Source organism: Microbispora sp. CA-135349 (assembly GCF_050947365.1).
Lineage (GTDB): Bacteria > Actinomycetota > Actinomycetes > Streptosporangiales > Streptosporangiaceae > Microbispora.
In genome coordinates, this window is the sequence record NZ_CP192001.1 from 7,663,199 (window position 1) to 7,685,847 (window position 22,649).

General features: G+C 71.9%; 19 protein-coding genes. 11 read left to right on the forward strand and 8 right to left on the reverse strand.

Annotated features, from left to right (window positions below; all coding sequences use genetic code 11):
- Both ACQPZZ_RS35300 and ACQPZZ_RS35305 read left to right on the forward strand, forming a co-directional pair.
- The gene (locus ACQPZZ_RS35300) at nt 1-168 is read left to right on the forward strand and encodes a hypothetical protein (RefSeq protein ID WP_363644740.1); all 168 of its coding nucleotides are present in this window, start codon (nt 1-3) and stop codon (nt 166-168) included.
- On the forward strand, nt 165-482 hold the full coding sequence (locus ACQPZZ_RS35305) for a GNAT family N-acetyltransferase (protein WP_432926254.1): 318 nt from the start codon (nt 165-167) through the stop codon (nt 480-482). The genes ACQPZZ_RS35300 and ACQPZZ_RS35305 overlap by 4 nt, the downstream gene beginning before the upstream one ends.
- Nucleotides 483-489: 7 nt before the next feature.
- Here the strand turns inward: ACQPZZ_RS35305 and ACQPZZ_RS35310 are convergent, their stop codons facing one another.
- The gene (locus tag ACQPZZ_RS35310; RefSeq protein ID WP_432926256.1) at nt 490-1,653 is read right to left on the reverse strand and encodes a hypothetical protein; all 1,164 of its coding nucleotides are present in this window, start codon (nt 1,651-1,653) and stop codon (nt 490-492) included.
- Nucleotides 1,654-1,806: 153 nt separating this feature from the next.
- Here ACQPZZ_RS35310 and ACQPZZ_RS35315 point away from each other — a divergent pair, with 153 nt between their 5' ends.
- The gene (locus tag ACQPZZ_RS35315) at nt 1,807-3,804 is read left to right on the forward strand and encodes a thioredoxin domain-containing protein (RefSeq protein ID WP_432926258.1); all 1,998 of its coding nucleotides are present in this window, start codon (nt 1,807-1,809) and stop codon (nt 3,802-3,804) included.
- 16 nt (nt 3,805-3,820) lie between these two features.
- Here ACQPZZ_RS35315 and ACQPZZ_RS35320 read toward each other — a convergent pair whose 3' ends face one another.
- Entirely contained in the window at nt 3,821-4,717 is an 897-nt protein-coding gene (locus ACQPZZ_RS35320; RefSeq protein WP_432926260.1) for a LysR family transcriptional regulator, read from the reverse strand.
- Between the two features lie 223 nt (nt 4,718-4,940).
- On the opposite strand from ACQPZZ_RS35320, the gene ACQPZZ_RS35325 reads away from it, so the two are divergent.
- A complete protein-coding gene (locus ACQPZZ_RS35325) occupies nt 4,941-6,260 on the forward strand; it encodes an FAD-binding oxidoreductase (protein WP_432926262.1) in 1,320 nt (439 codons plus the stop codon).
- A 31-nt stretch (nt 6,261-6,291) separates the two neighbouring features.
- On the opposite strand, the gene ACQPZZ_RS35330 is transcribed toward ACQPZZ_RS35325, so the two are convergent.
- Complete coding sequence (locus ACQPZZ_RS35330) at nt 6,292-8,784, reverse strand: transglycosylase domain-containing protein (protein ID WP_432926264.1); 2,493 nt, start codon at nt 8,782-8,784, stop codon at nt 6,292-6,294.
- A 161-nt stretch (nt 8,785-8,945) separates the two neighbouring features.
- Nucleotides 8,946-9,413 (reverse strand): Lrp/AsnC family transcriptional regulator, encoded by a 468-nt coding sequence (locus ACQPZZ_RS35335; RefSeq protein ID WP_363644754.1) that lies wholly within the window; start codon nt 9,411-9,413, stop codon nt 8,946-8,948.
- 97 nt (nt 9,414-9,510) lie between these two features.
- Here ACQPZZ_RS35335 and hppD point away from each other — a divergent pair, with 97 nt between their 5' ends.
- From hppD to ACQPZZ_RS35350, 3 genes are all read left to right on the forward strand, one after another.
- Nucleotides 9,511-10,614 (forward strand): 4-hydroxyphenylpyruvate dioxygenase, encoded by a 1,104-nt coding sequence (gene hppD / locus ACQPZZ_RS35340; RefSeq protein WP_432926267.1) that lies wholly within the window; start codon nt 9,511-9,513, stop codon nt 10,612-10,614.
- Between the two features lie 160 nt (nt 10,615-10,774).
- Nucleotides 10,775-11,281 carry an RDD family protein gene (locus ACQPZZ_RS35345; protein WP_432926269.1) on the forward strand — a complete coding sequence of 169 codons (507 nt, stop codon included), beginning with the start codon at nt 10,775-10,777 and terminating at the stop codon, nt 11,279-11,281.
- 118 nt (nt 11,282-11,399) lie between these two features.
- Nucleotides 11,400-12,908 carry a M1 family metallopeptidase gene (locus ACQPZZ_RS35350; RefSeq protein ID WP_432926271.1) on the forward strand — a complete coding sequence of 503 codons (1,509 nt, stop codon included), beginning with the start codon at nt 11,400-11,402 and terminating at the stop codon, nt 12,906-12,908.
- Nucleotides 12,909-12,927: 19 nt separating this feature from the next.
- Here the strand turns inward: ACQPZZ_RS35350 and ilvA are convergent, their stop codons facing one another.
- From ilvA to ACQPZZ_RS35365, 3 genes are read right to left on the reverse strand one after another with little or no spacing between them, the layout of a single operon-like run.
- Nucleotides 12,928-14,142 carry a threonine ammonia-lyase gene (gene ilvA, locus ACQPZZ_RS35355; RefSeq protein WP_432926272.1) on the reverse strand — a complete coding sequence of 405 codons (1,215 nt, stop codon included), beginning with the start codon at nt 14,140-14,142 and terminating at the stop codon, nt 12,928-12,930.
- 28 nt (nt 14,143-14,170) lie between these two features.
- Nucleotides 14,171-15,154, reverse strand: coding sequence for an ROK family protein (locus ACQPZZ_RS35360; RefSeq protein ID WP_432926274.1), 984 nt, complete (start codon nt 15,152-15,154; stop codon nt 14,171-14,173).
- Nucleotides 15,151-16,431, reverse strand: coding sequence for an FIST signal transduction protein (locus tag ACQPZZ_RS35365; RefSeq protein WP_432926276.1), 1,281 nt, complete (start codon nt 16,429-16,431; stop codon nt 15,151-15,153). The genes ACQPZZ_RS35360 and ACQPZZ_RS35365 overlap by 4 nt, the downstream gene beginning before the upstream one ends.
- Before the next feature lie 161 nt (nt 16,432-16,592).
- Between ACQPZZ_RS35365 and ACQPZZ_RS35370 the strand changes: the two genes are divergently transcribed.
- Nucleotides 16,593-18,002 carry a sigma 54-interacting transcriptional regulator gene (locus ACQPZZ_RS35370; RefSeq protein WP_363644768.1) on the forward strand — a complete coding sequence of 470 codons (1,410 nt, stop codon included), beginning with the start codon at nt 16,593-16,595 and terminating at the stop codon, nt 18,000-18,002.
- A complete protein-coding gene (locus ACQPZZ_RS35375; protein ID WP_432926279.1) occupies nt 17,999-20,056 on the forward strand; it encodes a vWA domain-containing protein in 2,058 nt (685 codons plus the stop codon). The genes ACQPZZ_RS35370 and ACQPZZ_RS35375 overlap by 4 nt, the downstream gene beginning before the upstream one ends.
- Before the next feature lie 235 nt (nt 20,057-20,291).
- On the opposite strand, the gene ACQPZZ_RS35380 is transcribed toward ACQPZZ_RS35375, so the two are convergent.
- Complete coding sequence (locus tag ACQPZZ_RS35380; protein WP_432926281.1) at nt 20,292-20,447, reverse strand: hypothetical protein; 156 nt, start codon at nt 20,445-20,447, stop codon at nt 20,292-20,294.
- Nucleotides 20,448-20,886: 439 nt separating this feature from the next.
- Here ACQPZZ_RS35380 and ACQPZZ_RS35385 point away from each other — a divergent pair, with 439 nt between their 5' ends.
- Both ACQPZZ_RS35385 and ACQPZZ_RS35390 read left to right on the forward strand, forming a co-directional pair.
- A complete protein-coding gene (locus ACQPZZ_RS35385; RefSeq protein WP_363644774.1) occupies nt 20,887-21,330 on the forward strand; it encodes a hypothetical protein in 444 nt (147 codons plus the stop codon).
- Nucleotides 21,331-21,396: 66 nt separating this feature from the next.
- Nucleotides 21,397-22,608 carry an MFS transporter gene (locus ACQPZZ_RS35390; protein ID WP_432926283.1) on the forward strand — a complete coding sequence of 404 codons (1,212 nt, stop codon included), beginning with the start codon at nt 21,397-21,399 and terminating at the stop codon, nt 22,606-22,608.
- Nucleotides 22,609-22,649: the final 41 nt, after the last annotated feature.

The following is a 22,649-nucleotide window of genomic DNA, read 5'->3' on the forward strand; positions in this document are numbered from 1 at the left end:
GTGGATGCAAGCAGCTACGGGCCCGGCCTCCTGGGCTTCCTCGTCGTCGCCGCGATCGGGCTGGCTCTGTTCTTCCTGCTGAAGAACATGAACAAGCAGATCAAGAAGATCCAGGTGCCGCACGACGGCCGCGAGGACGAACGGCGCGGCAACGGGCCCGAGGCGTGAACACGGCCGCCCAGGTCGACGACAACGCCGCCGCGTCGCGTTACGAGATCATGCTCGACGGCGTGGTCGTCGGGTTCGCGCAGTACCGGCTGCGGGGCGGCGCCATGGTCTTCACGCACACCGAGGTGCGCGACGAGTTCGAGGGCCGGGGCCTGGGCAGCAGGCTGGTGCGAGCGGCCCTCGACGGCGCGCGGGCTGCGGGCCTGCGGATCGTCCCGCTGTGCTCGTTCGTGGCCTGGTATGTGCAGAAGCATCCCGAATACCGCGACCTGGTCGACGACGACTACCGCGACCTGACCGACACCGCCGGGTGAGACCCGTTCAGTCGGGCAGCGCGGGGCCGGACGACCAGGCGCGCTCCAGCGCCTTGGGCAGCCCCCACCAGCCCAGCGGGGTCAGCACCTCGGCCCGGTCCACGATGCCGAGGTGCGCCCACAGCGGCGTGACCGCCGTGAACAGCATCTCCGTCGCCTCCAGGTCCTCAGGCTCGTCCGGGTCCACGTCGATGTCCTCGGAGTCGGCGATGAACCGGGCGATCCGCTCGGGCGAGGCGAGCACCCCGGGGCCGTACCGGACCAGAGCGATCACCGACGCGAGCCAGTCGGCGTGGTGGATGGCGCACAACGAGGCCAGTATCGAGTCCTCGTGGCTGAGCTCGCCCTCCATGTCGAAGAACCGGGCGGCGTCCTCCTCGTCGGGAAGGTCGGAGATCGGCGCGACGATCCCGGCGGCGACGGTGAGCCACAGGTCCTCGTCGCCTTCGGGCAGCTCGCCGTGCTCCAGCCCGGCGCAGGCGCGCAGCACGTTGCCCGGGTAGCCGGGACGGGTCAGCGTCACACGCAGCCGCCGGGCCGCCGAGCGGAGATCGGCCCCGGGAAAGGGCGGCTCGGGCAGGTCGTCGAGCAGCCGCCGCAGCTCACCCAGCGCGTACGCCTCCTCCTCGTCCCAGGCGGCGTACAGCTCCTGGTCCTGCTCGTCGTTGACCACGACGTTGGGCACCCGGCCGTCCGGCAACGGGGTGCCGAGCCAGCGCTCCTGGAGCTCCTCGTAGGCGTGCCGGGCGTCGGGGTCCCCTGCGGCCAGCGCGTCCGCGTCGATCTCCCCGGCCGCCAGCCGCTCCTCCAGGAACTCGACCAGCCGCTCGTACATCTCGGTGGCCACCGGGCCGCGCTCGCTCTCCTCCGGCCACAGGAAGTAGCTGCGGGTGAGCATGATCGGCTCGGTCCCGCTCGACTCCAGCCAGCGCTGCACGTCGCCGACCGTCGCGACGCCCGACTCGATGCTCATCAGCACGGCCTTGGCCGACTCCCAGAACGCGGGCGACAGCGGGTTGCCCGCCGCGAGCAGCTGCCGCCGCAGGTCGGGAAGGGCGACCAGGGCCTGCCCGGACGGAACGGCCAGCAGCACCCGTGCGACGTCGCGCCGCGTCATGGCGGCCGCGGGACGTCCCGAGTGCCTGACAGCGAAGTCCAGATTCAAGCCCACGTCCTGTGAGCCTACGCCGGGACGCGCCGGAACACATCCCCGCCGTCCCCCGCGCGCCCCCTCCCCACGCCGGCCGGAGCAGTCGCGCCGGGAAACATCGCCCACGTGAGCGGCGGCGGAAGCGGGCCGTACGGGATGTGGGAGGCTGGTTCCATGAACCGGCTGGGTGGCGAGACCTCTCCCTACCTCCTGCAACACGCGGACAACCCGGTGGACTGGTTCCCCTGGGGCGAGGACGCGTTCGCGGAGGCGCGCAGGCGTGACGTCCCCCTGCTGATCAGCGTGGGGTATTCGGCATGCCACTGGTGTCATGTCATGGCACACGAGTCGTTCGAGGACGAGGCCACCGCGAAGCTGATGAACGAGCTGTTCGTCAACGTCAAGGTGGACCGCGAGGAACGGCCCGACGTGGACGCCGTCTACATGGGCGCGGTCCAGGCGATGACCGGTCAGGGCGGCTGGCCGATGACCGTCTTCGCCACGCCGGGCGGAGATCCGTTCTACGCCGGCACCTACTTCCCCCGGCCGCACTTCCAGCGGCTGCTGCACGCCGTCTCGCAGGCCTGGCGACAGGACCGGGAGGGCGTCCTGGCCCAGGGAGAGAAGGTGGTGGAGGCGCTCGCGGAGCGCACCGGGGCGCCGTCGGGCCCGTTGCCCACCGCCGAGACCCTCGACCTTGCCGTACGGAACCTCGCGGAGAGCTTCGACGAGCGGCGGGGCGGGTTCGGCGGGGCACCGAAGTTCCCGCCGTCCATGGCTCTGGAGTTCCTGCTGCGGCACGGCACCCGGAAGGCCGTCGCCATGGCGGAGACGACCATGGAGGCGATGGCCAGGGGCGGCATGTACGACCAGCTCGGCGGGGGTTTCGCCCGCTACTCGGTCGACGCCGACTGGATCGTGCCGCACTTCGAGAAGATGCTCTACGACAACGCGCTGCTGCTGCGGGTCTACGCCCACTGGTGGCGCGCGTCCGGCTCGGTCCTGGCCAGGCGCGTGGTCCTGGAGACCGCCGAATGGCTGCTGCGGGAGATGCGCACGCCCGAGGGCGCCTTCGCCTCGGCCCTCGACGCCGACAGCGAGGGGCCGGACGGCACCCACGGTGAGGGCCTGTTCTACGTCTGGACCCCGGAACAGCTGCGCGAGGTCCTCGGAGAGGACGACGCCGCCTGGGCCACCTCGGTGTTCGAGGTGACCGGCACGTTCGAGCACGGCATGTCGGTGCTGCAGCTTCTCGCCGACCCCGACGATCCGGCCCGGTTCGATCGGGTCCGTACGGCCCTGCGCGCTGCGCGAGAGCAACGGCCACGGCCCGGGCGGGACGACAAGATCGTGGCCTCCTGGAACGGGCTCGTGATCGCCGCCCTGGCCGAGGTGGGCGCGCTGCTCGACCGGCCCGATTTGATCGACGCCGCACGCGAGACGGCCGTGCTGCTCGACGACCTGCACACGGTGAGCCGCGGCCCGGCCCGGCTGCTGCGCACCTCCCGCGACGGCCGGGCGGGGGCCAACGCCGGCATGCTGGAGGACTACGCCAACACCGCCGAGGGCTTCCTCGCCCTCTACGGCGTCACCGGCGAGAGCCGGTGGTTCCACCGCGCCGCAGACCTGCTTGAGACCGTGCTGACCCGCTTCCCCGACGGGTCGGGGGGCTTCTACGACGCCCCCGACGACGGCGAGAGGCTGTTCCAGCGGCCCCAGGACCCGACCGACAACGCGACGCCGTCGGGTCAGTTCGCGGCGGCGGGAGCGTTGCTGTCGTACGCCGCGCTCACCGGTTCGGCCCGGCACCGGGAGGCGGCAGAGGCGGCGCTGGGCACGGTCTCCGCGCTGGCGGGGCGGTACGCCCGGTTCGCCGGATGGGGCCTCGCGGTGGCGGAGGCGGCGCTGGGCGGCCCGGCCGAGGTGGCGATCGTCGGCCCGGCCGACGACGCCCGCACGCGCGCGCTGCATCGTGCGGCCCTCATGTCCGGCACGCCGGGGCTGGTCGTCGCGCTGGGCACGGGACGATCCGGCACCGTCCCGGCGGACGTGCCGCTGCTGGAGGGGCGGGGCATGGTCGACGGTTCGCCGGCCGCCTACGTGTGCCGGAAGTTCACCTGCCGGGCGCCGGTCACCACCCCCGCCGAGCTTCGCGCCGAGCTCGCCCGGTAGCGGCGGCGGCCCGTCCTCAGGTGCGGCCGCCGACCAGATCGCTCGCGGCCCGGACGAAATCGCGGACGCGTGCGGTGCGGTTGTCCGTTCGCCACAGCAGGCCCCAACGCAGCGGCGGGGCGTCGCTGAACGGGATGTAGACGACGTCGGGGCGGGCGTAATAGCGCCTGGCCTGCGCGCCGACAGGGAAGACTCCTCGGCCGGCGCCGATGAGGGTGAGCATCTCGTTGAACGTGGCGGCCGAGGGGCCCGGTTCGATCACCCGGCCGGAGGGCGTGGTGCGCGGGGTCCGATCGCCTCGCAGGGAGTCGGGGAGCGTGCCGGGGAGCTGGAGCAGGGGAACCCTGGCCAGGTCCTCCAGGGAGACCGACTCCCGGCGGGCGAACGGATGCCCGGACGGCACCGCGAGCATGCGCGCCTCCGACGCCAGGACCGGCCCGGTGGCGATGCCGGGCTCCTCGATGGGGAAGGTGCCCAGCGCGACGTCGACCTCGCCGGCGCGCAGCCAGGGCATGAGATCGACCATCTGCGCTTCCCGGAGCTGAACGTCGCAACCGGGCTCGCGCCGCCGCAGGAGTTCGGCCGCCCCGACGAGCAGTTGCCCGGCGGCGGCACCGACGAAGGCGACGCGCAGGGTGCCGACGATGCCGCGGCCCTCGGCGACGGCCTGCTCGAACGCCGAGGTGATCCGGCGCCAGGCGGGCCGCACCTCCTCGTGCAGCCTGCGTCCCAGCGGGGTCAGCTCCACGCGGCGGCTGGTGCGGGCGAACAGCGGGACGCCGACGCGGCGTTCCAGCTTGGCGATGGTCTGGCTGATCCGGGCTGTGGACACCCGCAGGCGTTCGGCGGTGCGGCCGAAGTGCAGCTCCTCGGCGAGGGTGAGGAACGCCTCCAGCTCGTGCCGTTCCAGCATGACACCCCCATCGTTAACCCAGGCTTCACGATCATTGCACAGGACCGCGTTGATCGGCTTTCCGCTCCGCCCGAGAGTGGGACACGTTCCGCAATCTCTCTCACCTGCTACGGGATCAGCCGATGCCGCATGCGCATCCACAACGCCTGGCACACGGGCGATCCGACGGCCTTCTTCGGCCCCGCCGAAGCCTGCTGACCTGCCTCACGGAAAGAAAATGATCATGAATGCTTTGGACACCCTGCGCTCCGTCGTACGCGGCCGGGTCTGGCTGGCCGGCGATCCCGGCTTCGACGCCTCCCGCCGTCCGTGGAACCTGGCCGTCGAACAACCGGTCGCGGCCGTGGTGGAGGCCGCCGACGCCGACGACGTCGCCGCGCTGGTCCGGCACGCCCGCGCCGCCGGGTTGACCGTCGCCACTCAGCCGAACGGGCACGGCGCGACCGGCCGCACCGACGGCTCCGTCCTGTTGCGGACCCGGCCGCTGGACTCCGTGGAGATCGATCCGGCCGCCCGGCGCGCCCGCGTCGGAGCCGGCGTGTCCTCGGGCCGGCTGCAGGCCGCCGCCGCGCCGTACGGCCTGACCGGCCTGCCGGGCAGCTCTCCGGTCGTCAGCGTCACCGGCGTCGCCCTCGGTGGCGGGCTCAGCTGGTTCGGCCGCAAACACGGCTGGGTCGCCGACAACGTCACGGCCTTCGACATCGTCGACGCCGAGGGACGACGGCGGCGCGTCACCCCGGGCGCCGACCCCGACCTGTTCTGCGCTGACCTGTTCTGGGCCCTGCGCGGCGGAGGCGGCGACTTCGCGATCGTCACCGCCCTGGAGCTGTCCCTCCACCCCGCCCCACGACTGTACGGCGGGCGGGTGCTGTGGCCGGCCGGGCACGCGCCCGACGTGATGGACGCCTACCGGCGGATCACGGCCACCGCCCCCGCGGAGTTGACGCTCTGGCTGGACCTGCTGCACTTCCCGGGCGCCGATCCCATGGTCGCCATCGACGTCACCTACCTCGGCGAGGCGTCCGAGGCTCGCGACCTGCTGGCTCCCCTGGACCGCCTTCCCCGGCCACTGTCGGACACCCGGCGGATCATGCCGGTCTCCGAGATCGGCGGCATCACCGCCGAGCCCACCGATCCCGGCGCCGGCCTCTCACGCGCTGAACTGCTGACCGGACTGGACGACACGACGGCCAAGACCCTGCTCGCCGATCCGATCGCTCCGCTGATGAGCGTGCAGATCCGCCATCTGGGCGGCGCGTTCGCCCGCCCGTCCGACAGCCCGCACGGACCGCTGGCCGAGCCGTACGCGCTCTACCTGTTCGGCGTCCCGGCCGACCCGGCGACGGCCGAGGCGATCACGGTCAGGCAGCGCGCGCTCACCGAGGCCCTCCCCGTCAGCGGGCGTAAACCCTTCACCTTCCTCAACCCCCGCGAGAGCGTGGCCGACGCCTTCACCCCCGCCGTGCTGGATCGCCTCCGTGACGTCAAGCGCCGCCACGACCCCCACGGCGTCTTCCGCGGCAACTTCCCGGTCCTCGCCTGAACGTCACGCTCGCGTGTGAGGCGTTCGCCTGTCAGCGGGCGGGGATCTGGGCGACCGGGAGCTGAGGCCCGGGAATCTGCGCGGCCGGGCCGGGCTGATCACCCTGACCGTCCTGGCCGGTCCGCCTGGCGCCCGGCTCTGTCTGACCGGCCCGCCTGGCGCCCGGCTCTGTCTGACCGGGCCGTCTCGCGCCCGTGCCGGTGGTGTTCGCGTCGGATCTGGCGTTCCCCGCCTCGGTGGCGGCGCCGCGGGCGGGATCCTGGGCACCCGTGTCGCCGGCGCGGCCCGTGCCCGCCGGGCCTGTCAGGCCTGTCGCGCCGCCGGTTCCGTCCGGGCCCGCGATGCCGTTCGCGCCGCCTCTCGGACCGGGCTCGCCGTCCTGGCCGGTCGGGTTCTGCTGCTCCTCGTCCGCGCCTGTGGACCCGCCGGGAACGCCGGGCACGTCGGTGCCGGGCACCGTGGTCCCGTCACCGCGCCCGTACGGGATGGGCGATCCGGCGGGCCCCGACGGATAGGCCGTGGGCCCCCCGTCCTGCTGGGGCAGGGCCACACCGTAGGTGTCCCAGTAGTAGGGGTTCCAGGTGACCGGGTCGGGGAACTCCCGGACCGGCTTGCCCTCCATGGCGGTGCTCATGAAGGTCTTCCAGATCTCGGCCGGCAGCGTGCCGCCGTACAGCTCGCCGTACCCGGGGACGGTCACCGGCTTGTTGTCGTCGCGGAACATGTCGACCGCGACGGCCAGCTGGGGGACGTAGCCGGAGAACCAGACCGCCGCCGACTCGTCGGTGGTGCCGGTCTTGCCCGCCACCGGGCGGTCCCACAGCTGCGCGGCCGTGCCGGTGCCGCCGCGCACCACCTGCTCCAGCGCGTACGTGGTGTCGGCGGCGGTGTTCTCGCTGAAGGCCCGGGTGCCGGCAGGGGCGAACTTACGGGTGAGTCCCGTGCCGTCGGTGACCGCACGGATCACGTGGGCCTCGTGGTGGATGCCTCCGGCGGCGAACGTGGCGAACCCGGAGGCCTGCTGCACGGCGCTCACCGACGCCACACCGAGGGGCAGCGTGGCGGCGCTCTGGTGCGGGGCGAGTTGCGCCGCGGGGATCCCGGCGGCCCGCGCCGCCCCGACGACCTTGTCGAGGCCGATCCGCTGCGCGAGGTCCACGAAGGCGGTGTTGACCGAATACTGCGTCGCCTGGAGCAGGGTGATCGCCTGCCCGTACGACTTGCCGCCGGAGTTGGGGATGTCGGCGGAGCCGATATGGATGGGGGAGTTGCCGTAGACCAGGGTGTCGAGCCCGTATCCGGCCTCGAGCGCCGCGGCCAGCGTGTAGGGCTTGAAGGTCGAGCCGGCCTGGACCTTGGCGGAGAAGGCGTTGTCGTACTGGTTGGTCTCGTAACGCCCGCCGTAGAAGGCGACGACCTCGCCGGTCTCCGGATCGACGGCCGCCAGGCCGGTGCGGACCTTCTTCGGGGTGTCGTCCGGCAGGACCGACTTCACCGCCTGCTGGGCCTGCGCCATCAGCTTCTTGTCGAACGTCGTGGTGACCTTCAGGCCGCCGTGGTTGATGTCCTCGTCGGTGTAGCCGAGCCGGTTCAGCTCGGCGCGCACCTGCGCCAGCATGTAGCCGTTCTGGCCGCCGAGGGACAGCGGCGCCCGCTGCTTGGCGAGGGTGGGGAACACCTGCGCGCCGGCCTCTTCGCGGGTGATCGCGCCGATCTCGCGCATCCCCTGGATCACCGACGCCCACCTGGCCTTCACCGCGTCGAGCGCGGCGCCGGTGGGGTTGGCGAACCGGGTGGGCTGCTGGATCACGGCGGCGAGGTAGGCGCCCTCGGCCGCCGTGAGGTTCTGCACGTCCTTGTCGAAGTAGGCCCGCGCGGCGGCCTGGATGCCGTACGCCCCGCGGCCGAAGTAGATGGTGTTGAGGTAACGCTCCAGCACCCAGTCTTTCGACTTGGAACGATCCACCTTAAGCGCGATCATGATCTCCTTGAGCTTGCGCCCGATGGAGCGTTCCTGACCGAGACCGCTGTAGTAGTTGCGGACCATCTGCTGGGTGATCGTCGAGCCGCCCTGGAGCTGGCGTCCGGTCACCGTCGACCACAGAGCGCGGGCCGTACCGGACAGGGAGACACCCTGATCCTGGTAGAACGTCCGGTTCTCCGCCGCGATCACCGCGCTTCTGACGACCTGCGGGACCTGCGTGAGCGGCACGTTCTTTCGGTTGACGCCCTCATTGGCGAGGACCGTCCTGCCGTCCCGGTAGTAGATCACCGAGCCCTGGGCCGTCGCCAGTTCCTGGGTGCTGTCCGGGATGGGGGTCAGCGCCCACACCACGGCGAGGAACACGACGAGCCCGGCGATCCCGGCGGCGAGGCCCACGAGCAGGACGCGCGGCAGCCGTCTTCGCCGGCGAGGCTGTGGCGCGCGGCCGTCCCCGCCGCCTTCTCCCCCGTTCGGGCCGCCGAGCGGCGCCCGCGGATCCACGGCGCCCTCCTCGATCGGGCCCTCCTCGGCGCTGTCCACGCTGTGACCCCCGATAAGTCCGATACCCCCGATACGCCCATTTGTGCCCCCTGAGCTGGGCGGATGAGACCACGGTAAACGATGGCCATCGGTGGTCCGGCACTTCCCGCGACGTCTGTGGAAAAGCCTCGCCCACGGAAGGACCCTGTGGAAAACGTGCGTCAGCCCCCGGCCGCGCGGACCAGCGGGAGAGTCCGGTACGGCACCGGCGTGTCGAGCGCGATCACCGACTCCGTCCGTACGACGCCCTGCACGTCCACGATCAGGTCGATCACGCGCTGGAGATCGGCGTTGCTGCGGGCGACCACGCGACAGAGCAGGTCTCCCCCGCCGGTGATCGTGTGGACCTCCAGGACCTCCGGGATGAGCGCGAGCTGGTCGGCCACCGGCACGTGCCCCGCGACCTGCCGGATGTGCAACGTCACGAACGCCGTCACGTCGAATCCGAGCGCGGCCGGGTCGATGTCCGGGCCGTAGCCGGTGATGACCCCCTTCGCGGCCATCCGGTCGAGCCGGGCCTGCACCGTCCCCCGGGCGACGTTCAGCCTGCGGGAGCACTCGAGCACGCCGATCCTGGGCTCGGCGGCCAGCAGGGCGACGAGCCGGGCATCGAGGTGGTCAATCGTCATAACGATTTCCTCTTATGTGAAGCGATCACTGAGCATATTGTCCACTGAATCAGATTACTGTTGCACAAATTGGCCACACCAACGGACAGTTGAGGGCATGAACGATGTCTTTCCGGTTCACGGCATGGACGCGGTGGTCTTCGCGGTCGGCAACGCGAAGCAGGCCGCCCACTACTACTCGACCGCCTTCGGGATGCGCCTGGTGGCCTATCGGGGGCCGGAGACGGGCAGCCGCGACGAGGTGGCGTACGTCCTCGTGTCGGGCTCGGCCCGGTTCGAGCTGCGCGGAGCCGTACGCGCGGGCACGCCGCTCGCCCGGCACGTGGCCGAGCACGGCGACGGCGTCGTCGACCTCGCGCTCGACGTGCCGGACGTGGAGACGGCCTACCGGCACGCGCTGGAGCGCGGCGCGCGGGGGCTGGAGGAGCCCCACGTGGTCGAGGACGAGCACGGCAAGGTCGTGGTCGCGGCCATCGCGACCTACGGCGAGACCCGGCACACGCTGATCGACCGCGCCAACTACACCGGCCCGTACCTCCCCGGATACGTCGCGGCCGAGCCTCTCGTCGCGCCGCCCGCCGTGAAGAACGGCCGGCTCTTCCAGGCGATCGACCACTGTGTGGGCAACGTCGAGCGCATGGAGGAGTGGGTGGAGTTCTATGAGAGGGTCATGGGCTTCACCAAGATGGCGGAGTTCATCGGCGACGACATCGCCACCGAATATTCGGCGCTGATGTCCAAGGTCGTCGCGGACGGCACCCGGAAGGTCAAGTTCCCGCTGAACGAGCCCGCCGAGGGCAAGAAGAAGTCCCAGATCGAGGAGTTCCTGGAGTTCTACGGCGGCCCGGGCGTGCAGCACATCGCGCTCGCCACCAACGACATCGTCACGACGGTGGACACGATGCGCGAGGCGGGCATCGAGTTCCTCGACACGCCCGACTCCTACTACGACGACCCGGAGCTGCGCGGCCGCATCGGCGAGGTGCGGGTGCCGGTCGAGGAGCTGAAGAAGCGCCGCATCCTCGTCGACCGCGACGAGGACGGCTACCTTCTGCAGATCTTCACCAAGCCGGTGGGCGACCGCCCGACCGTCTTCTACGAGCTCATCGAGCGCCACGGGTCCCTCGGCTTCGGCAAGGGCAACTTCAAGGCGCTCTTCGAGGCCATCGAGCGCGAGCAGGAACGCCGGGGCACGCTCTGACCCGGCTCGATGTCCGGCGGATCAGGCCTCGCGGCGTCCGGGACGGCGCCTGTCCGCGCTCCGCCGCCTGGGGAACGCGACGGGCAGCATTTGACGGACACTCCCCAGCCTTTGCGCGCGCCCGGCTTTGACCGAAGGCCGGCGGGGTGACCATTCAGCCATGGGAACACCGCCGCCTCCGGGAAGCCCGTACGAGGAACCGAGGATTCCCTGGACGCCCCCGCCCTTCGGGCAGACGGCGCCGCGGCTCGCCGGCCGCTGGCGCCGCCTGTTCGCCGGGATCGTGGACGCCGTGCTCGTCGGGCTCGTCACCTCGCTCCTCACCTGGGACAGCTGGAGGGCCGTGTACGACGGCACGACGGGGGCGGCGACGAGGATCCCGGTCGGCAGCGGCCTACTCGCCGGGATCGTCGGATTCCTCTACTACTGGCTGCTCCAGTCGTTCTGGAACGGCCAGACGGTGGGCAAGCGGCTGTTCGGCATGCGCGTCGTACGCGACACCGGGGCGCCTGCCGGTCCCGGGCCGATCGCGGTGCGGCAGGCGGTGGAGATCGTGCTGGGCTGGCTGTTCTGCCTCGGAGTGGTGAACCTCGCATGGATCCTGTTCGACCGCAGGAAGCAGGCCCTGCACGACAAGGCGGCCCGGACGCTCGTGGTGGACGCCTGAGCTCCGCGCGCCCGCGGACCCCCTGCACCCCCCTGCGACCCCCGCGAACAGGGAAAACATCCGGAGTCACTACCCGGACCACGCCACCGCCTCGCGTACAGTTGCCAGACATATGTCCATGCATCGTCTTCCTTCGTTCCCCTCGCCGATCACGACGCCGACCGGCGCCCGGGGCAGAACGATCTCTGCGCTGATCTGTGCCGTGGCCGTCGGGACCGCCACGGCCTGCACGCCGTCCCAGGGCGCGGTCGCGCCGGCATCGGCGGATGCGGGCACGTCGAGGGCCACCCCCGGCGCCGGCGGCACCGCGAACACCGCGGGCACCACGGGCGCTCCGGGAATCGGCGATCCGGACTTCCCCAGCGACGGCAACGGCGGCTACGACGTCCAGCACTACGGCCTCCGCCTGTCGTACGACCCGTCGACCAGGAAGCTCGCGGGCAGCGCCACGATCCGTGCGAAGGCCGTACAGGACCTGACGTCGTTCGACCTGGACCTGCACGGGCTCACGGTGAGCCGGGTGACGGTGGACGGCGCGGCGGCCTCGTTCAGCCGCAGCCGGGACGAGCTCGTGATCGAGCCTGCCCGGCGGGTCTCCGACGGCGACGCGTTCGAGGTCACGGTCGACTACTCCGGTGTGCCGGAACCGATGCGCGACTCCGCCAACCTCGGCCGATACGGCTTCATCTCCACTCCGGACGGCGCGTTCGTCACGTGTGAGCCGAACGGCGCGAAGACGTGGTTCCCGTCGAACGACCATCCTTCGGACAAGGCGACCTACGACTTCCAGATCACCGTTCCCGAAGGGCTGACCGCGATCGCCAACGGCGAGATGGACGGGACGCCGCAGACGAAGGCGGGCAAGACGACCTTCGTCTGGCGGGAGAAGCACCCCATGGCGAGCTACCTCGCCACGATGACGACCGGGAAGTTCCAGGTCCGCACCGGCACGAGCGGCAAGGGCCTGCCGATCTACGCCGCCGTCGCCGACTCCTTCCGCGGCTCGCTCGACAAGCTCTTCGCCGAGACGGGAAAGATCACCGACTACTGGTCGAGCGTGTTCGGGCCGTACCCCTTCTCGTCGACGGGCGGCGTGATCGACGACTACGCGGCGGGGTACGCGCTGGAGAACCAGACCAAGCCCATCTACGGCGGTTTCTCCCCCGAGCCCGCGATCATCGCGCACGAGCTCGCGCATCAGTGGTTCGGCGACAGCGTGAGCATCGCGCGCTGGCGGGACCTGTGGCTGAACGAGGGCTTCGCGACGTACGCCGAATGGCTGTGGGCGGAGCACACCGGCCGGTACACGGCCGAATCGGCCTTCCAGCGCTACTACGCGAACGCGGCCGACCCGATGTGGGCCTATCCTCCGGGCACGGCCCGCGCCGACGACCTGTTCAGCGCCGCCGTCTACAACCGCGGCGCGATGACACTGCACGCCCTGCGCAGGGAGATCGGCGACCAGAAGTTCTTCCCGCTGATCAGGGCGTGGACCGACGCCCACAGATACGGCAACGTCACGACGCGGGAGTTCATCGCGCTGGCCGAGCGCGTCTCGGGCAAGAACCTCAAGGAGCTGTTCGACGCCTGGCTGTTCCAGCCGAAGCGTCCCGCTCCGGTCACCTGAGCGGCCGGTGGCGGCGGAATCAGGAGAACAGCAGCTTGTAGCCGTCCCGCCGCAGCGCGCTCAGCACCTCGTCGCAGTGCGCGGGGCCGCGGGTCTCCAGTTGCAGCAGCACCTCGGCCTCCTCCAGGTGCAGGCGGGAGCCGAAGCGCTCGTGCACCACGTCGAGCACGTTGGCCCCGAGGTCGGCCAGCCGGGCCAGCAGCGCGGCCAGCGCCCCGGGACGATCGGTCAGCCGGATGCGGAAGGCGAGGTAGCGGCCCGCCGCCGCCAGGCCGTGCCGCAGCACCCTGGCCAGCAGCAGCGGGTCGATGTTGCCGCCCGACAGCACGACGACCACCGGCGGCTCGAACGCGTGCGGCTGGTCGAGCAGCGCCGCCACCCCCGCCACTCCGGCCGGCTCCACCAGCAGCTTCGAGCGTTCGAGGCACAGCAGCAGGGCGCGCGACAGCGACTCCTCCGAGACCGTCACGACGCTGTCCACGAGATAGTGGATCAGCTCGAACGGCAGGTCGCCCGGCCGCCCGACCGCGATGCCGTCCGCCATCGTGGACGTGGGCTCGACCATGACAGGACGGCCCGCGGCCAGCGAGTCGGGATAGGCCGCGGCCCGTTCGGCCTGCACGCCCACCACCTTGATCCCCGGTCGCTGGGACTTCACCGCCAGCGCGACCCCCGCCGCGAGGCCGCCGCCGCCGATGGGCAGCACGATCGTCGCCGTGCCGGGAAGCTGCTCAAGGATCTCCAGGCCGACGGTGCCCTGCCCGGCGACCACGTCAGGGTGGTCGAACGGGTGGATGAACACCGCCCCGGTCCGGTCCGCGTGCTCCCTGGCCGCCCGCAGCGCCTCGTCCACGGTGTGCCCCGCGAAGACCACGTCCGCGCCGTACGCGCGGGTGGCCTCGACCTTCGGCAGCGGCGCGCCCTCGGGCATGTAGACCGTCGACTTGGCCCCGACCAGCGACGAGCCCAGCGCCACGCCCTGCGCGTGGTTGCCCGCGCTGGCCGCGACCACCCCCCTGGCCCGCTCGTCCTCGCTCAGGCGCGCGATCCGCACGTACGCCCCGCGGACCTTGAACGACCCGGCCCGCTGGAGGTTCTCGCATTTCAGGTGGACCGGGCCGCCCACGATCTCGGACAGCACCCGTGAATGCAGGACGGGTGTCAGCGCCGCCACGTCGGACAGCGACTCGCGCGCGGCGACGACGTCCTCGTACGTCACCTGTGGGACAGCCATGTGCCCATCATCACAGGTTCCGGCACTCTCAGCGCTCCGGCGACCAGTACCTGTCGCCGGCCGCCACGAGGGCGGCGGCGCCGACGAGACCGGCGTCCTGACCCAGCGCGGCGGGCACGACCCGCACCCGCCCGGCGAACCCCATCCGCGTGTGCTCCCGCAGCGCCTCCTCCAGGGGTGCGAACAACAGGTCGCCCGCCTGGCTGAGCCCGCCGCCGACGGTCACGAGGTCGAGGTCGCACAGGTTGACGGCCGAGGCGATCGCGATCCCCAGAGCCCGCCCCGCCCGGGCCATCGCGGTCCGCGCGATCGGGTCGCCCGCCGCTGCGTCGGCGGCCAGCCGGCGCGCGGTGGCCGTGCCCTCCTCCTGGTAAAGGCCCCCTTCGACGACGGCCTCGCCCCAGGCGCCGGCGAACGGGGACCAGCCCTGGGTGAGCGCCCAGGCGGCGAGACCGGGGCCGCGGGCGATCGCCTCCAGACAGCCGTTGCCGCCGCAACCGCAGGCCGGGCCCTCGGGGTCGACCACCACATGGCCGATGTGACCCGCGTTGCCCGTCCCGCCGTCGATGAGCCGGCCGCCGAGGATCAGCCCGCCGCCGACGCCGGTCGACACGACCATCCCCAGCATGGCCGCGCTTCCCCGTCCGGCACCGCGCCAGTGCTCGGCGACGGCCAGGCAGATCGCGTCGTTGTGGATGCGGACCGGGACGCCGGGGAAGCGCGCGGCCAGCCTCGCGCGCAGCGGGAAGCCGCGCCAGCCGCCCATGTTGAGCGGCGACACCTCCCCCTCCGGCCAGGTCATCGGCCCGCCGCAGCCGACGCCCACGCCAGCGAGCGCGGCGGGCAGGTCCAGCCGGTCGAGCAGCGTGGTCAGCGTCTCCCACAGCGTCTCGGCGTCGCCGCCCTGCGGGGTGGCGGCCCGCTCGGCGGCCACGACCCCGCCGTCCGGCTCCACCAGGCCCACCGCGAATTTCGTGCCCCCTATGTCGACGGCCAGGGTGAGGTCGCTCACGCGTCCGCTCCCCCGCCGCCCGGGAAACCCGTACCACCCGGGAAACCGGTGCCGCCCGGGAAACCCGTGCCCCCCGAGAACTCCGTGCCGCCCGGGAAACCGGTGCCGCTGGAGAAGACGAGCAGCGACGCGGTGAAGCCGTGAACGTGGTTGTGCCCGCTGACCGGCCCGACCTCGCCCGCGGCGAAGAACCCCGCCACCCCGATGGGCCCCAGTGTCTCGCGCACGGCGAGCGCGTCGTGGTCGGCCGAGCCGAACATGCCCGAGCCTCGGCCGTTGCAGGAGAACAGCAGGGCCCCCTCGACCCGGCCGGAGTGTTGCTGCATGTGGGCGTCGAGCAGTTCGTAGAGGTCCTCGTCGGCGGCCTCGGCATCCCTGACCTGGAAGCGCACGGTCCTGCCGATCTCGATCACGTCGCCGACGGCCACCGCCTCGCGTTCGGGGTCGATGCCGATGACCCCCCGGATCAGGAAGTCACCGCGCTCGTGGCGCTCGGCGTACTCGTCCATCGCGATGCCGATCTGTAAGCCGGCGGCGACCAGGTCGCGGTCCTCCTCGTCGAGGGCGCTGACGATGTCCTCCAGGCGGGCCAGGGCGGGCTGGCCGGCGAGTTCCAGCAGCACGTTGTCCTCGGCCCGGGTGACGACCATGGACGGCCCGATCGGCCGGCAGCCCTGGCTGACGACGGTGCCGATGTTCACCGAGCCACCGATGATCACTCCGATCGCGCCGGAGTCGTGGACCTCTCCGTTGGCGAACAGCCGTACGGAACCACGGCCCTGGAGGCCGTTGGCCAGGCCGCCGACGATCGGCAGGCTGCCCAGCACCTCGTGCGAGTGCTCGATGAAGGCGTCGGTGGGAAAGCTGTAGGGGTCGGCGAGCAGGATCGCCGCCCGGTCGTCGGGGACGCGCTCGGGCAACCCCACGACCACGAACCTGTCCTCCGTCCGAAGCGTCTCCAGGGCGAAGGTGTCGATCCTGGCGCCGCCGAGGGAGGCCGCCCACGCGCTCACGGCCGGGGTCAGCTCCACGCCCTGGCCGTGCCCGATGACACCGGTCGCGCTGCAGCCGATCACGTCGGCTCCGGACGCCACGGACATCGCCCGCCGGCCCGCCCTGTCCACGTCGTCGGGATCGTCCCCGCAGATGAAGAAGCACACCAGGTCTGGCGGACCCGACAGGCCGGCCAACGCCTGGCGTACGGCCGTCTCGGCCGCTTCCACCAGGTTCGCGCCCACGGCGAGACCGTCGGCGAAGCGGCTCGTCAATACCGCCATGTCTCGCCCTCTCTTCCTCCGCGACTGTTTCCTTGGGCCGATTCTCCCCACTGAACGGAGGACGACGCACGGGCCGCCCGGCCAATTGGGCCGGGCGTCCCGCAGCCGTGTCTCCCAAACCCGGCTGCAGGATCGTCCGATGGGGACGTAGGCTCGACTGCGTGCACAAATCGCCCACGCCTGCCCCCAGCACTCTGCGTGAACTGCGCGAGAGTGGACACCGATACCGAACGGTCAAGGCCGAGATCAGGGAGAACCTCCTGGCCCGGCTGCGGGCCGGCGAGACACGGTTCCCCGGCATCGTCGGCTTCGACGACAGCGTCCTGCCCCACCTGGAGAGGGCGCTGATCGCGGGTCACGACCTCGTGCTCCTCGGCGAGCGCGGCCAGGGCAAGACCCGCCTGATCCGCACCGTCACCGGGCTGCTCGACGAGTGGTCGCCCGTGGTCGAGGGCTGCGAGATCAACGACCACCCGTACGCGCCGGTCTGCGTCCGGTGCCGTCGGCTCGCGGCCGCGCACGGCGACGACCTGCCGGTCGCGTGGAAGCACCGCGAGGACCGGTACGGCGAGAAGCTGGCCACCCCCGACACCTCCGTCGGCGACCTGATCGGCGACGTCGACCCCATCAAGATCGCCGAGGGCCGCACGCTCGGCGACCCGGAGACCGTCCACTACGGCCTGGTCCCCCGGACCAACCGGGGTGTCTTCTCCGTCAACGAGCTGCCCGACCTGGCCGAGCGCATCCAGGTGGCGCTGCTCAACGTGCTGGAGGAGCGCGACATCCAGGTCCGCGGCTACAACCTGCGGCTCCCCCTCGACATCCTGCTGATCGCCAGCGCCAACCCCGAGGACTACACCAACCGGGGCCGGATCATCACCCCGCTGAAGGACCGCTTCGGCGCGGAGATCCGCACCCACTACCCCCGTACGGTCGAGGACGAGCTGGTCCTGATCCGCCAGGAGGCCGATCTCGCCGCCCTCGGCGCGGACCTGCCCGACCACCTGGTGGAGGTGATCGCCCGGTTCACCCGCCTGGTCCGCGAGTCCACCGCGATCGACTCCCGCTCGGGCGTGTCGGCCCGCTTCTCGATCGCCGCCGCCGAGACCGCCGCCGCCTCCGCCGTACGGCGGGCCGCGCTGACCGGGGAGGAACGGCCCGTCACGCGCGTGTGCGACCTGCCCGGCGTGGTCCACACACTGCGCGGCAAGGTCGAGTTCGAGGTCAGCGAGGAGGGCCGGGAGATCGACGTGCTCTCCCACCTGCTGCGCCGCGCGACGGCCGAGACCTTCCGCGCCTCGCTCGGCGGGGCCGATCTCGCGCCGCTGCTGGACAGGTTCGGCGAGGGCGCCCAGGTCGAGTCGGGCGAGCTGGTGGCGGCCCACGAGCTGCTGCGCAGGATCGGGCGCGTCGAGGGCCTGTCAAAGATCATGGCGAGGCTCGGCATGGGCGAGGGCGACGAGTCGCCCGGTCACGCCGCCGCGGCGCTGGAGTTCACGCTGGAGGGGCTGTACCTGATGCGCAGGCTGTCCAAGGACGAAACCGACGGCGGCACGGTGTACCGGACGTGACCTACTTCTACCGGGAGTATCACGACGGGCCGGACCCGCTCGCGCCGCCGTACGACGTGCGCTCGGCGCTGGACGAGATGGGCGATGCGATCCTGTCCGGCTCGACGCCGCTCGACGCGCTGCGCGACCTGCTGCGGCGCGGGCTCCCCGGCGCCCCCGACCGGCGCGGCCTCGACGACCTGCTCCGCCAGGTGCGGCGGCGGCGGCGCGAGCTGCGGGACAACACCCGGCTCGACGGCACGCTGGAGCGGGTGCGCGCCCTGCTCGACAAGGCGATCGGCCAGGAGCGGGCCGAACTCCAGCGAGGGTCCGGGGGTCGCCCCCCGGGAGAACGCGGTCCTGATCCGTTCGACGACGCCCGGTTCCGGGAGGCGATGCTCGACGCGCTGCCCACCGACGCCGCCCGGGCGGTCCAGGAGCTGGCCGGCTACGACTGGCGGTCGGCCGCCGCGCGGCAGACGTTCGAGGAGCTGCGCGACCTGCTGCGCAGGGAGGTCCTCGACAGCCAGTTCCGCGGCATGCGCGACGCGCTGGCCAACCCCGACCCGGCCGCCATGGAGCGGGTCAGGGAGATGATGTCGGACCTCAACGACATGCTGGACCGGGACGCCCGGGGTGAGCACACGCAAGACGACTTCGACCGGTTCATGCAGAAATACGGGGACATGTTCCCCGAGAATCCGCGGAACCTGGAGGAGCTGGTCGACCAGCTCGCCCGCCGCGCCGCCGCCGCGCAGCGGCTGCTCGCCTCGCTCAGCCCGGAACAGCGCGAGGAGCTCGCCGGGCTGATCAACCAGACGCTGGAGCAGGCGGGGCTGGCCGACCAGATGCGCCGGCTCGGCGACGCCCTCCATGCCCGCCGCCCCGACCTGGCCTGGGGCGCCCCCGAACGGGTGTCCGGCGAGCAGCCGATGGGCATGGGCGACGCCGTGACGGCCCTGCAGGAGCTGGCCGACCTGGGCGACCTGGAGGCCGCGCTGCGCCAGGACTACCCCGGCGCGCGGCTCGACGACGTCGACGAGGCCGCCATCCGGCGCGCCCTCGGCCGCTCGGCCGTGGACGACCTGGAGGCACTGCGGCAGGTCGAGCGTGAGCTGGAGGCCCAGGGCTACCTGCGACGCAACCGCGGCAAGCTGGAGCTCACCCCCAAGGCCGTACGCCGTCTCGGGGAGACCGCTCTGCGCCGCGTCTTCGCCTCGCTCGACTCGGGCCGCCGGGGCGACCACGACCAGCGCGACGCGGGCACGGCCGGGGAGCCGACCGGATCGACCCGTCCATGGCGTTTCGGCGACGAGCAGCCCATCGACGTCGTGCGTACGGTGGTCAACGCCGTACGACGCGGCGCTCCGCCGGAACGGCACGGCCTCACACGGCACGACGTGACGGATTCCGACGCGGGGGCGTCGCCCGTGGGGCGGGTGACCGGGGCCGGGGTGAGGCTGTCGGTCGACGACTTCGAGGTGACGGAGACCGAGCGCCGCAGCGCCGCCGCGGTGTGCCTGCTGGTCGATCTGTCGTACTCGATGGCCCTGCGCGGCACCTGGGCCGCGGCCAAGCAGACCGCGCTCGCGCTTCAGGCGCTCGTGGCCTCGAAGTTCCCGCAGGACGCGGTGCAGATCATCGGATTCTCCAACTACGCCCGAGTGCTGCGGCCCGACGAACTGGCCGGGCTCGAATGGGACATGGTGCAGGGCACCAACCTGCACCACGCGCTGCTGATCGCGGGCCGCCACCTCGACCGGCACCCCGACTTCGAGCCGGTCGTCCTGGTGGTGACCGACGGCGAGCCGACGGCGCACCTGATGCGCAACGGGGCTCCCCGGTTCGAATGGCCCCCGTCGCAGGAGACGCTGACGCTGACGCTCGCCGAGGTCGACAAGATGACCAGGCGGCGTGCGACGATCAACGTCTTCATGCTCGCCGCCGACGACCGGCTGCGCGAATTCGTCGACGAGGTCGCCCGGCGCAACGGCGGCCGCGTCTTCTCCCCCGACGCGGACCGTCTCGGCGAATACGTCGTCAGCGACTTCCTCCGAGCCCGCCGCACCCGCTGACCGTTGGCCGCGGCCGCGGCGGCACTCGCGGACGGGAGACGAAAACCTGCGAGTTTCTCAGAGCACAACAATGGGAAATCCGCTCTTCGACCTGCACGAGGATTTCGACAGTGTCGTCATATCCGTGCAGACCGGCGCCGCCCCAGGCGGAGGCGAATGCCCTATCGCACCACGCCTTCATCGAATCCGACGCCGGCCGGGCCGAGGAGACGAGCTTCCTCGATGAGACGCCGGATCAACCCGCACGTTTCCCATTCGGCTCCTGCGACATCTCGGAGGCCCGCCTGACCGCGATGATCGATCCCACCGCCAGAACGACGATGCTGGTGATCACGGACAGCAGCAGGACGACGACGGCGAGATCCTCGTTCAGCGTGTGGCCCGCGGGCACCTCCCGGCGGTTCGCGGTGCGCTGTGCGGGCAGGCTAGGGACATCGGCACGATTCGGGGGCGCGTCCGAAGCCGCAGGACTGACGGAGGCCGGAGAAGCGGCGGACAGCGGGCATGCGGGGAGACGGCGGCCGTGGTCCGTGAGATCGATAATCCGTTGCCGAACGGGTTGCAATCGGCGGACGATAGACAGGCATCCCCTTGTTCGCGCTGGTCGTTCCACATGCCGGTGGAAGGAGCGCTCCCATGTTCGCAGCAGTCGGCCTCGTCGTCCTCATGGTTGTCACCACGGTGCTGTTCGAGATGGCGGTTCACAACCGCCCCCGTCGCCGGAAGTAGACCTCTCGGCGCTCCGGCCCCGCCACGCGCCCGCGTCCGACGCGCTCGCGAAGAGCGCGTCAGGCCGACTGCGGGCCGATCGGTCAGGATAGCCTCTGCCCATGTCGCCTCTCGACCATCTGCTGCTGTGGCTGCACATAGGGTTCGCGATCTTCGCGCTCGGTCCGCTCACGGCGGTCACGAGCGTCACCCCGCGCTACATCCGTGCGCGGGAGGTGGGCGTGCTGCGGTATCTGCACCGCGCGACCCGGCTGTTCGGCCTGCTCACGATCGGCGTCTTCCTGTTCGGCCTGCTTCTGGGCCTCGCCATCGACCGGGGCGCGCTCGGCGCGCCGTACCTGTCGGTGTCGATGACGCTGTTCGTCGTGGCGGCCGTCCTGCTGGTGATCGTCGAGCGTGACCAGCGTACGGCCATCGCGGCTCTGTCCAGCGAGTCGCCGGAGGACGACGCCAAGGTGCAGACCGGGCGGATCGCCGCACTGGCCGGTATCAGTGCCCTGATCTGGCTCGTCATCCTCTTCCTGATGATCTTCTTCAACCCCTAGAATTCCCCCTTTCTCCCGAATGTCCGGTAAAACGTCTTTGGCCGGAAACGGGGGAAAGAGGAGCGGGTGCACCTTACGACGCAACGCCGCGCGGCGTGGGCGCTGGTCGCCCTCGCCGTCGGGGCCTTCACCTACGTCACCGCCGAGGTCCTGCCCATCGGGCTGCTCACGGTGATGGCGACCGATCTGGACCGGTCGCCGTCCGAGACGGGCCTGCTCGTCACGGGGTACGCCGCGGTCGTGGTGCTGGCGTCGCTGCCCCTCACCCGGCTGACCCAGCGGGTGCCGCGGCGCAGGTTGCTCACCGCCACGCTGGCCGTGTTCGTCGCGGGGATGCTGCTGACCGCCGTGGCGCCGAACTACCCGACGCTGCTGGCCGCCCGGCTGCTGGTCGCGGCCACGCAGGCGCTGTTCTGGTCGGTCGCCACCCCGGCCGCGGCGGCCATGTTCCCCCCGGAGATCCGGGGACGGGCGATCGCCCGCATGTCGATCGGCAGCTCCCTCGGGCCCGTCCTCGGCGTCCCGGCCGGCACCTGGCTCGGCCAGCAGGTCGGCTGGCGGGCCGCGTTCGCCCTGGCCGCCGCCGTCGGCCTCGTCACGTGCGTGACCGTGGCGACGCTGATGCCGGGCCGTCGGCAAGCAGGCCCCGGCAGCCACGAACCCGGGCGCGGCGCGACCCCGGACGCCCGCCGCTACGCGCTGCTCATCGTCGCCACCGTCATCGGGGTGGGCGGTTACCTCACGGCGTACACCTACATCACGCCGTTCCTGCTGGAGTTCGGCGGGTTCGCCCCGGCCGCGCTCAGCCCGCTGCTCCTCGCGTCCGGGATCGCCGGGGTCACGGGAACGATCGTGGTCGGCCGGTTGCTCGACAGCCGGCCGAGGACCGCTCTCGCCGGGCCGCTGGCCCTCATCACGTGCGCGCTGCTGGGCTTGTACGCCTTCGGCGCCGTGCATCCGGTGGCGGTGGTGGCCCTCTGCGTGACCGGCATGTCGTTCAGCGCGCTGGCGGCGGCCATCGCGAGCCGCGCGCTGCAGGTCGCCCCCGGCAGCACCGACATCGCCTCGGCCGGCAGCGGCTCCGCCTTCAACATCGGCATCGCGGGCGGCTCGCTGCTCGGCGGCGCGCTCATCGACCACTCGGGCGTTCGCAGCGTGACCGTGGCGGGCGCCGTCCTGACCGCCGCGGCACTCGGCGTCCTGCTGTGCGAACGCTGGGTGTCTCCCGTCCGCCCCGCCGCGCCGGAGCGTACGGCCCCGGCGCGGAGCGCCCATTAGACAGGGCGCGGAGCGCCCATTAGACACATAGACAGGGCGCG

Bases quoted from the DNA above. Each gene is read 5' to 3' on its own strand.
- ACQPZZ_RS35315 (WP_432926258.1), top strand. From the start codon at position 1,807: ATGAACCGGCTGGGTGGCGAGACCTCTCCCTACCTCCTGCAACACGCG.
- ACQPZZ_RS35320 (WP_432926260.1), bottom strand. From the start codon at position 4,717: ATGCTGGAACGGCACGAGCTGGAGGCGTTCCTCACCCTCGCCGAGGAG.
- ACQPZZ_RS35325 (WP_432926262.1), top strand. From the start codon at position 4,941: ATGAATGCTTTGGACACCCTGCGCTCCGTCGTACGCGGCCGGGTCTGG.
- ACQPZZ_RS35335 (WP_363644754.1), bottom strand. From the start codon at position 9,413: ATGACGATTGACCACCTCGATGCCCGGCTCGTCGCCCTGCTGGCCGCC.
- hppD (WP_432926267.1), top strand. From the start codon at position 9,511: ATGAACGATGTCTTTCCGGTTCACGGCATGGACGCGGTGGTCTTCGCG.
- ACQPZZ_RS35345 (WP_432926269.1), top strand. From the start codon at position 10,775: ATGGGAACACCGCCGCCTCCGGGAAGCCCGTACGAGGAACCGAGGATT.
- ACQPZZ_RS35350 (WP_432926271.1), top strand. From the start codon at position 11,400: ATGCATCGTCTTCCTTCGTTCCCCTCGCCGATCACGACGCCGACCGGC.
- ilvA (WP_432926272.1), bottom strand. From the start codon at position 14,142: ATGGCTGTCCCACAGGTGACGTACGAGGACGTCGTCGCCGCGCGCGAG.
- ACQPZZ_RS35365 (WP_432926276.1), bottom strand. From the start codon at position 16,431: ATGGCGGTATTGACGAGCCGCTTCGCCGACGGTCTCGCCGTGGGCGCG.
- ACQPZZ_RS35385 (WP_363644774.1), top strand. From the start codon at position 20,887: ATGTCGCCTCTCGACCATCTGCTGCTGTGGCTGCACATAGGGTTCGCG.